This is a genomic window from Bacillus sp. GB_SG_008 (assembly GCF_052038115.1).
Classification (GTDB): Bacteria; Bacillota; Bacilli; order Bacillales; family Bacillaceae_G; genus Bacillus_A; species Bacillus_A rhizoplanae.
This window is the reverse complement of sequence record NZ_JBPZSK010000008.1, coordinates 159,309-168,294: the sequence shown is the minus strand read 5'-3', so window position 1 is coordinate 168,294 and position 8,986 is coordinate 159,309. Positions and strand designations below refer to the sequence as shown.

Genomic DNA, 8,986 nt, shown 5'->3' with positions numbered 1-8,986 from the left:
AAGGCTCGGTAGCTCAGTCGGTAGAGCAGAGGACTGAAAATCCTCGTGTCGGCGGTTCGATTCCGTCCCGAGCCACCATTTTAGATATAATGCCGGCTTAGCTCAATTGGTAGAGCAACTGACTTGTAATCAGTAGGTTGGGGGTTCAAGTCCTCTAGCCGGCACCATGTAAGTCGGAGGGGTAGCGAAGTGGCTAAACGCGGCGGACTGTAAATCCGCTCCTTCGGGTTCGGCAGTTCGAATCTGCCCCCCTCCACCATTTACATTTTATATAGGGGCATAGTTTAACGGTAGAACAGAGGTCTCCAAAACCTCCGGCGTGGGTTCGATTCCTACTGCCCCTGCCAACACAGCATGGCGGCTGTGGCGAAGTGGTTAACGCATCGGATTGTGGCTCCGACACTCGTGGGTTCGATTCCCATCAGTCGCCCCATTTTTAAATATTACTTTACAAATTAAATTAGTTATGATAATATACTAAATGTCGAGTTTGGATATTTAAAGTAATAAAAATGATAATAAATCATATAATGTATTAATAATTCGATGGGCTATAGCCAAGCGGTAAGGCAACGGACTTTGACTCCGTCATGCGCTGGTTCGAATCCAGCTAGCCCAGCCATTTTTGCGGAAGTAGTTCAGTGGTAGAATACAACCTTGCCAAGGTTGGGGTCGCGGGTTCGAATCCCGTCTTCCGCTCCAAATTTAATATGGCGGCATAGCCAAGTGGTAAGGCAGAGGTCTGCAAAACCTTTACCACCGGTTCGAATCCGGTTGCCGCCTCCATATTATGCCGATGTGGCGGAATTGGCAGACGCGCACGACTCAAAATCGTGTTCCGTAAGGAGTGTCGGTTCGACCCCGACCATCGGTACTGTTTAGACGAGGATAACTCGTTTTTTTTGTGTTTCTAGACGTATAATAGGCGTGGATAATTTGATTATATCAAGCGTTTTCTACCGCAGTAGAAAACGTTTTTTTTCTTTCATTTAAATTACAACTTTGTAAGGAAGTTGTAAGAGAAATCGATTGGATATTTTTAAAAAGCAAGGTATTCTTAAATTAAGAACAATGAATATTGGAAGGAACGGGGGGTGTCTGTTGTGAAAGAACGAACAGTACATCGTACTGCTTTTGATCATCATATTACTTTAACTCCGATAACAAAAATTTTTTATAGAGCTCTTATATTATTATTATTACTAGGCTGTGCATTATTATTTGCTGGAAATAAAATGATTGAAAACAAAGATATAAGTAAATTGAAAGTACCTGTTCATTTTGAGGTGCCAGAACAATTAGGTAATGCATTTATTGCAACTGAAGATAAGCGCTTCTATCATCATAATGGATTAGACTATATTGCAATTGTCAGAGCGACAGTAGAAAATATAAAGGCTGGTCATGTTGTACAAGGTGGTAGTACAATAACTCAGCAACTTGCAAAAAATGTTTTTTTAACAAATGAACGAACATTTTCTCGTAAATGGGATGAAGTTTTCTATACAAAAAAAATAGAACGAACATTTACGAAAGATGAGATTTTAAAATTGTACTTAAGCAATATTTATTATGGAGAAGGAGCATGGGGAGTTGAGGAAGCAGCCAAACTTTATTTCGGTAAAGAGGTAGATCAATTAACATTGAGTGAAAGTGCTATGCTTGCAGCTGTTGTGAAAGCTCCAACTTATTATTCACCAATACAACATTATGATAAAGCTGTAGAAAGACGTAATATTGTGCTAAAGCTTATGGAGCAAGAAGGGCATATTACTCATGCAGAATATGTACAAGCTACAAATGAAAAGCTTGTCATTCGTCAGGATATTCCTAAAAATCAACCAGTACAGCATGTAAAGGCGGTTAGTTAAGAGTAAGTTCAAAATGAACTTACTCTTTTTTGTCCCGCACTAACGGGCAGTAAGACTCCCACCTCAAGATTCTGAGAAAACAAAGAAGATAGGTGGGAGATAACTGCCCGTAAGAGCCCGATTGGTTCAACTAACCATCAGTGAGGGATAAAGAAAACCCCCACTGATGGAAGTTTCACTTTACGTGAATGAATTTAAGAAAAGTGAGACACAATATTGTCACATTTGTTTAATTTTGCTTATTTTATGAGCAACTTCAATGGACTGTTTATATGAGAATTGATATCATGAGTAATGTATATAAGCATCATACAAAGAATAAAAACATTAAAGAGGAATGTGTATGAAATCAAAAAATATTATAATTCTCGGTGTTATTTTTACTGCTGCGGTACTTATTGTAATTGGGACGATTGCATATAGCATTGTGAGTAATAAGACGGAAAAAGGAAAAGATACATTTTCATATGGTACACAACAATCGTTAGGAGAGAAAGATGCTCCAATTCATGTTGTTGAGTTTGGAGATTTTAAATGTCCAGCTTGTCGTACATGGGATGCAACGGTATTACCACGTTTAAAAGAAGATTATATTAACAAAGGGAAAATTCAGCTGCATTTTATTAATTTTCCATTCATTGGGAAAGATTCTGATTTAGGAGCAGCTGCTGGGGAAGCGATTTATAAGCAAGATCCAAAAGCTTTTTGGACATTTTATGATGAAATATATCAAAAGCAACAGAATGAACAAGAAGAGTGGATTACAGAGGATTTATTAGTAGATATAGTAAAGCAAAAGCTTCCTAGTATTGATATAACGAAGTTTAAAAAGGATTTAAATAGTAAGGAAATAAAAGATAAAGTACAGAAGGATCTTGACCTTGCTGAGAAATTAAAAGTACAAGGTGCACCATCCATATACGTAAATGGTAAGCTTGTTAATCCGGACTACGATAGTATTAAAGCTGCAATTGATAAAGAGTCGAAAAAGTGATGAGTGATTCATCACTTTTTCGACTTTTTTCGATAAAATTCTTGCAACACCTTATATTCCATGCTATACTTCTTAACATAAGTTAACAAAAAATTAATATTTTCTTTATATTTGCGGGTGTAGTTTAGTGGTAAAACAAGAGCCTTCCAAGCTCTGGTCGAGAGTTCGATTCTCTTCACCCGCTCCAGATATCATTCCAAATTTCTATAATAATTGTGATCAACGCAGTGTTTCGTTTCTCAGATAAACGAGGTATTGCGTTTTTTTATGTTTGGAATGCATGAATATGCGTGAAAATAGTAATGTGGAATTTCCTATGATATATGTTGTTATAATAAAGTGAAATGTTTATCAGTGAATATATTAAGAAATAGTGAATCGTTTGTAAATATAAATGAAACATAATTAATGAGGACATTAAAGTGTGAACAACAACCTCTATATGGATTGTATCCCGCTATTCGTGGGCAGTAAGACCCCACCTCAAGATTGAGAGAGCAGCGAGGAAGATAGGTGGGGATAACTGCCCGTAAAAGCCCCATTGGGTGGGCTTTCCATCAGTGGGGGATCAAAAAACCCCACTGATGGAAGTTTCACTTTATAAAAAGAAAGGTGGTAAAACTGTTACTGAAAAGAGGCGGAACCTCAATAAGCAGAATATGTTGTATGAATTTAATCAACCAACATATATATACCGATGGCTGGGCAAAAAATTAGGCCTATGGGGAACGATACAAACCAAGGTGACGAGATTGGGTTTGTAGAAGCTGGAAAACTCTAAATGGGTATGTTTGTACACATTTTCAGTAGCAGAGTAAGTGTGAACTTCGAACAATTAAAGCAAGATGTGATAGCTTATAGTAAAACAATTGGAATTGATAAAATAGGCTTTACAAGTGCTTCGCCATTTGAAGAGTTAAAGCAACGACTTATGCAGCAGCAACAATTGGGATATCAATCTGGATTTGAAGAATCGGATATAGAGAAAAGAACGAATCCGCAATTATTATTACCGGGTGCAAAATCAATTATTGCTATTGCATTGGCTTATCCTTCAAAACTAAAAAATGCACCGCTAAGCAAACGCGGTGAGCGACGAGGTATTTTTTGCCGTGCTTCTTGGGGACAAGATTATCATCTTGTTTTGCGTGATCGTTTAGAGAAACTGGAGGCATATTTAATCGATCGCTTACCAAATATAGAAGTTAAATCGATGGTAGATACAGGGGAATTAAGCGACCGTGCTGTTTCAGAGCGAGCAGGCATTGGGTGGAGCGGAAAGAATTGTTCTATTATTACACCGGAATTTGGTTCGTACGTTTATTTGGGCGAGATGATTACAAATATTCCTTTTCCACCAGATACTCCAATTGAAGATCAATGCGGGAGCTGTACGAAGTGTATTGATGTTTGTCCGACAGGAGCGCTTGTCCAAGGAGGACAATTAAATTCTCAAAAATGTATTGCGTTTTTAACGCAAACGAAAGGATTTCTTCCGGAAGAATATCGGGATAAGATTGGAAATCGCATTTACGGATGCGATACGTGTCAAACTGTTTGTCCAAAAAATAAAGGGATCGATTTTCATAATCATCCAGAAATGGAACCTGATCCTGAACTTGTAAAACCGCTATTAAAGCCTCTTCTGACCATTAGCAATCGTGAGTTTAAAGAAAAGTATGGGATTATGTCTGGATCGTGGCGCGGGAAAAAGCCGTTGCAGCGAAATGCAATCTTGGCACTGGCTCATTTTAAAGATGAAACGGCCATTCCGGATTTAATTGCTGTAATGAAAGAAGATCCTCGTCCTGTTATTCGCGGCACAGCAGCATGGGCACTAGGTAAAATTGGCGGAGAAGGTGTGCAAGAGGCGATTGAAAAAGCGAAAGAGCGAGAAAAAGATGAAGAAGTTCTTTATGAGATGAATCGCGGTCTTGAACTGTTAGCTGAGAAAAAATAGCAGATTATCCCTCGGTCCCTCATATTGTAATAAGGGGAGGGGAGACTCTATGTCTATAAAACAGCATCTTCAACAGTGTCTGCAAGGGCAATTGGATTATATAACAAATAAACGTATGAATGAAGCAGAAATTCCAGATGATATTGTAGACATGTTGCACCGTAAAAAGAAGCTCTTTACAAGGCGTAATGCGGAGATTGTAAAAAGCAATGCTAACGTATCTTTTCTTAGACAGTTAAAAGGTGTGAACTATGATGAAGTAGATTATCAAATTCATTTTCAGTATTTTATTCGTCATCATCATTTATTTTATGTAGAGGAAGAACAAATGGAGAGGCGTTTACGATTAGAAGATGGATGTATCAAGCAAGATATAGCAATTGGAACGCCGATAGATGAACAGAAAGTTGGAACGTTAGAACGTGAAGTAACAAAGGGAAAAGGACAATATATTCCATACAGTTATAATCGCTTAGAGGCAGTGAAATATGCAGAGCGGTGGTGGGATGATCGGAATCCAGCTTATCAGAATTTCCAAGATAATTGTACAAATTTTATTTCTCAATGTCTGCATGCTGGTGAAACACCAATGAGTGGATATCCGAATATTCGCAGTGGATGGTGGCAGCAAAATCGCCAATGGAGCTGGAGCTGGGCGGTAGCTCATTCTTTTCATTGGTACTTATCAAGTGATTCTCTAGGACTTCGAGCAAAGCAAGTTGAGAAGCCACAGGATCTAATGCTTGGAGATATCATTGTATATGATTTTGAAAATGATGGCAGATGGAATCATACGACAATTGTCGTGGCAAAAGATGCGAATGGTATGCCTCTTGTAAATGCACATTCTGCCAATAGTCGCAGACGTTATTGGGATTATGAAGATTCAAGTAAGTATACACCGCAAATGAAATATAAGTTTTTTCATATTCTTGATAATGACTAGAGATTTTTTATCCAAGTGGTATAATACGTAGTAGAAAAAGATTGAGGTGAACATTGTGGGAATACATGTTGTTTTATATCAACCAGAAATTCCAGCGAATACAGGTAATATTGCGCGTAGTTGTGCAGCAACAGGTGCAGAATTACACTTAATTAGACCGCTTGGATTTTCTACTGACGATAAAGCGTTAAAGCGTGCTGGATTAGATTATTGGGAGCACGTAAAAATTACGTATTATGACTCTATTGAGGAATTTTATGAGAAAAATGAAAATGGTGAGTTTTTCTACTTAACAAAGTATGGAGAGAAAGCACACACAACATTTGATTATAGCAATGTGGAGCAAGATTACTATTTCGTATTTGGAAGAGAAACAAATGGTCTTCCAGCAAATGTGATTGAACATAATTTTGATCATTGCTTACGCATTCCAATGACTGATAAAGTCCGTTCTTTAAACTTATCTAATACTGCAGCAATTTTAATTTATGAGGCATTGCGCCAGCAAAATTATCCAGGATTAGATGTAGAAATTGTTTATTAAAAACCGTCATATGACGGTTTTTTTTTGAAGAAAACTAATATTTTTTAATAAAGCTTGCATCTGTTTGAAAAAACGACAAATTTCATTAGGGTTGAATATCATTGCCGAAGGAGTAGAGGAGGAAGAACAAATTCAATTTTTGAAAGAAAAAAATGCGATCTTAGCCCAAGGTTATTATTTTATGACAGATAAAAAGTGATGAGCATCAAGCTCATCACTTTTTTTATTTTGTTCCTGGTTTATCATTGTATCCTGATGTGAAAATAGCAGTGAGAAATGTGAGCATAACACCTAAAATTAATAAAAGTTTCATGAGAATTTAGCCCCCCATTCATATTCATTCCCTATTACTTGTATTATATCGAATTTTCTTTCAATTTTGGTAATAAAATTTATAAAGTTTGTGTGCGATTTCATTTGGATTCGTACGAATGTTTAAGGACATCCTCGCATACTTTTATAATAATCCGCTTGAACAAGGAGATGGGGGAGGAGCTATAATGGATATTTTAAAGAAAATTGAACAGCACCGGGAAACAGAAGAACGTTTAAAGTGGGAAGGGACATTTGCTGATTATTTAGAACTTCTTAAAGAAAGACCATGGGTGGCACAAACAGCACATTCTCGTATTTATAATATGATTAAGGATGCTGGAATTGAAGAAGTAGACGGCCTGAGAAAATATAATTTCTTTAGTAATCAATTATTTGGATTAGAAGAAGCATTAGAGCGTCTTGTAGAAGAATATTTTCATCCATCTGCAAAACGTTTAGATGTAAGAAAACGGATTTTATTATTAATGGGACCAGTTAGTGGTGGGAAATCTACATTGGTTACGATGTTAAAGCGTGGATTAGAGGCATATTCACATACAGATCGCGGTTCAGTTTTTGCAATAAAAGGATGCCCAATGCACGAAGATCCGCTTCATCTTATTCCGCATCATTTACGTGATGATTTTTATGCAGAGTATGGCGTGCGAATTGAAGGGAATTTGTCACCATTAAACTTAATGCGCCTAGAAAAAGAGTATGGAGGCAGAATTGAAGATGTAATTGTGGAGCGTATTTTCTTCTCAGAAGATCGCAGAACAGGGATTGGAACATTTAGTCCATCTGATCCAAAATCACAAGATATTGCGGATTTAACAGGTAGTATTGATTTTTCTACTATTGCTGAATTTGGTTCAGAATCAGATCCACGTGCTTACCGCTTTGATGGAGAATTAAATAAAGCGAACCGTGGGATGATGGAATTTCAAGAGATGTTAAAATGTGACGAAAAGTTTCTATGGCATTTATTATCGTTAACGCAAGAAGGGAATTTTAAAGCAGGCCGATTTGCCCTGATCTCCGCAGATGAATTAATTGTTGCACATACGAACGAAACAGAATATCGTTCTTTTATTTCTAATAAGAAAAATGAAGCACTTCATTCGCGGATTATTGTAATGCCAATTCCATATAACTTACGGGTAAGTGAGGAAGAGCATATTTATGAGAAAATGATTCATGAAAGTGATGTTTCTAATGTTCATATTGCACCGCATACACTTCGCGTTGCAGCAATGTTTACAATCTTAACACGCTTAAAAGATCCGAAGCGGCCAGACATCGATTTAATTAAGAAAATGCGTTTATATGATGGTGAAATGGTAGAAGGGTACAATTCTATTGATGTAGAGGAACTGCAGCGCGAATATCAAGATGAAGGTATGAGTGGAATTGATCCGCGTTATGTTATCAATCGTATTTCTTCTACAATTATTCGTAAAGAAGTAGCATCAATTAATGCTTTAGATGTATTACGTTCTTTAAAGGATGGATTAGATCAACATCCATCTATTAGCAATGAAGATCGTGAGCGCTATATGAATTTCATTTCATTAGCACGTAAAGAGTATGATGAAATTGCGAAGAAAGAAGTACAAAAAGCATTTGTATATTCATATGAAGAATCTGCGAAGACACTTATGGATAATTATTTAGATAACGTAGAAGCATACTGCAATAAATCGAAACTACGCGATCCATTAACTGGAGAAGAAATGAGCCCGGATGAAAAACTTATGCGCTCTATTGAAGAACAAATTGGCATTTCTGAAAATGCGAAGAAAGCGTTCCGTGAAGAGATTTTAATTCGTATCTCTGCATATGCTCGCAAAGGTAAGCGGTTTGATTATAATTCGCATGAACGTCTTCGTGAAGCAATTCAGAAGAAATTATTTGCTGATTTGAAAGATGTTGTGAAGATTACGACTTCAACAAAAACACCGGATGAAAATCAGTTGAAGAAAATTAATGACGTTGTAGCACGATTAATTGATGAACATGGCTATAATTCCACATCTGCAAATGAATTATTGCGTTATGTAGGTAGCTTGTTAAATCGATAATAATCATAGTTGTAGAAAAAGAAAAGCTGTCTCTTGGAAAGGGGCAGTTTTTTTTATATTTTATTTTCGACTATAAGAGGTGCTTGTCCACTATGAGTAAATTTAAATGCAATCTTATGAATTTATTTGTCAATTATTTTCACAATGAGCATATGATAGAGTAACCAACCATTCATAAAGAAAAAGGTCAACACAATACAATATGTTGTGCAGCTGTAAAGTGTGCAACAATGCATTGTGTTTCTTTCTTAATTGCGAAAGTGTATCAGTTTTTT

Annotated in this window: 7 protein-coding genes and 10 tRNA genes; all 17 read left to right on the top strand. The window is 36.8% G+C overall.

All coding sequences use genetic code 11. The features are described 5' to 3' along the window. Window positions 1-2: 2 nt before the first annotated feature. The 17 genes from ACTDJC_RS19230 (at window position 3) to ACTDJC_RS19150 (ending at window position 8,711) form a co-directional block, all read left to right on the top strand. Window positions 3-78, top strand: a tRNA-Phe gene (locus ACTDJC_RS19230). Window positions 79-91: 13 nt separating this feature from the next. Then, window positions 92-167, top strand: a tRNA-Thr gene (locus ACTDJC_RS19225). Between the two features lie 8 nt (window positions 168-175). Next, window positions 176-259: transfer RNA gene (locus ACTDJC_RS19220), tRNA-Tyr, on the top strand. 14 nt (window positions 260-273) lie between these two features. Then, window positions 274-347 (top strand) — tRNA-Trp (locus tag ACTDJC_RS19215). Window positions 348-357: 10 nt separating this feature from the next. Continuing rightward, a tRNA-His gene (locus tag ACTDJC_RS19210) sits at window positions 358-433 on the top strand. Between the two features lie 114 nt (window positions 434-547). Next, window positions 548-622, top strand: a tRNA-Gln gene (locus ACTDJC_RS19205). Window positions 623-627: 5 nt separating this feature from the next. Continuing rightward, window positions 628-702, top strand: a tRNA-Gly gene (locus tag ACTDJC_RS19200). Between the two features lie 10 nt (window positions 703-712). Then, window positions 713-786: transfer RNA gene (locus tag ACTDJC_RS19195), tRNA-Cys, on the top strand. A 6-nt stretch (window positions 787-792) separates the two neighbouring features. Beyond that, a tRNA-Leu gene (locus tag ACTDJC_RS19190) sits at window positions 793-874 on the top strand. A 229-nt stretch (window positions 875-1,103) separates the two neighbouring features. Further along, entirely contained in the window at window positions 1,104-1,871 is a 768-nt protein-coding gene (locus tag ACTDJC_RS19185) for a transglycosylase domain-containing protein (protein WP_440604378.1), read from the top strand. Between the two features lie 343 nt (window positions 1,872-2,214). Beyond that, window positions 2,215-2,865: a DsbA family protein gene (locus ACTDJC_RS19180; RefSeq protein WP_440604377.1), complete on the top strand. Its 651-nt coding sequence runs from the start codon at window positions 2,215-2,217 to the stop codon at window positions 2,863-2,865. Between the two features lie 113 nt (window positions 2,866-2,978). Further along, a tRNA-Gly gene (locus tag ACTDJC_RS19175) sits at window positions 2,979-3,052 on the top strand. 633 nt (window positions 3,053-3,685) lie between these two features. After that, entirely contained in the window at window positions 3,686-4,825 is a 1,140-nt protein-coding gene (gene queG, locus ACTDJC_RS19170) for a tRNA epoxyqueuosine(34) reductase QueG (protein WP_098309097.1), read from the top strand. A 49-nt stretch (window positions 4,826-4,874) separates the two neighbouring features. Beyond that, window positions 4,875-5,771 (top strand): amidase domain-containing protein, encoded by an 897-nt coding sequence (locus ACTDJC_RS19165; RefSeq protein WP_098308957.1) that lies wholly within the window; start codon window positions 4,875-4,877, stop codon window positions 5,769-5,771. 55 nt (window positions 5,772-5,826) lie between these two features. Next, the gene (gene trmL / locus ACTDJC_RS19160; RefSeq protein WP_098308958.1) at window positions 5,827-6,315 is read left to right on the top strand and encodes a tRNA (uridine(34)/cytosine(34)/5-carboxymethylaminomethyluridine(34)-2'-O)-methyltransferase TrmL; all 489 of its coding nucleotides are present in this window, start codon (window positions 5,827-5,829) and stop codon (window positions 6,313-6,315) included. 64 nt (window positions 6,316-6,379) lie between these two features. Next, window positions 6,380-6,514 (top strand): hypothetical protein, encoded by a 135-nt coding sequence (locus ACTDJC_RS19155; RefSeq protein ID WP_440604385.1) that lies wholly within the window; start codon window positions 6,380-6,382, stop codon window positions 6,512-6,514. Between the two features lie 301 nt (window positions 6,515-6,815). Next, window positions 6,816-8,711 carry a PrkA family serine protein kinase gene (locus tag ACTDJC_RS19150; RefSeq protein WP_440604376.1) on the top strand — a complete coding sequence of 632 codons (1,896 nt, stop codon included), beginning with the start codon at window positions 6,816-6,818 and terminating at the stop codon, window positions 8,709-8,711. Window positions 8,712-8,986 lie beyond the last annotated feature (275 nt).

Bases quoted from the DNA above. Each gene is read 5' to 3' on its own strand.
- ACTDJC_RS19180 (WP_440604377.1), top strand. From the start codon at position 2,215: ATGAAATCAAAAAATATTATAATTCTCGGTGTTATTTTTACTGCTGCG.
- ACTDJC_RS19165 (WP_098308957.1), top strand. From the start codon at position 4,875: ATGTCTATAAAACAGCATCTTCAACAGTGTCTGCAAGGGCAATTGGAT.
- ACTDJC_RS19150 (WP_440604376.1), top strand. From the start codon at position 6,816: ATGGATATTTTAAAGAAAATTGAACAGCACCGGGAAACAGAAGAACGT.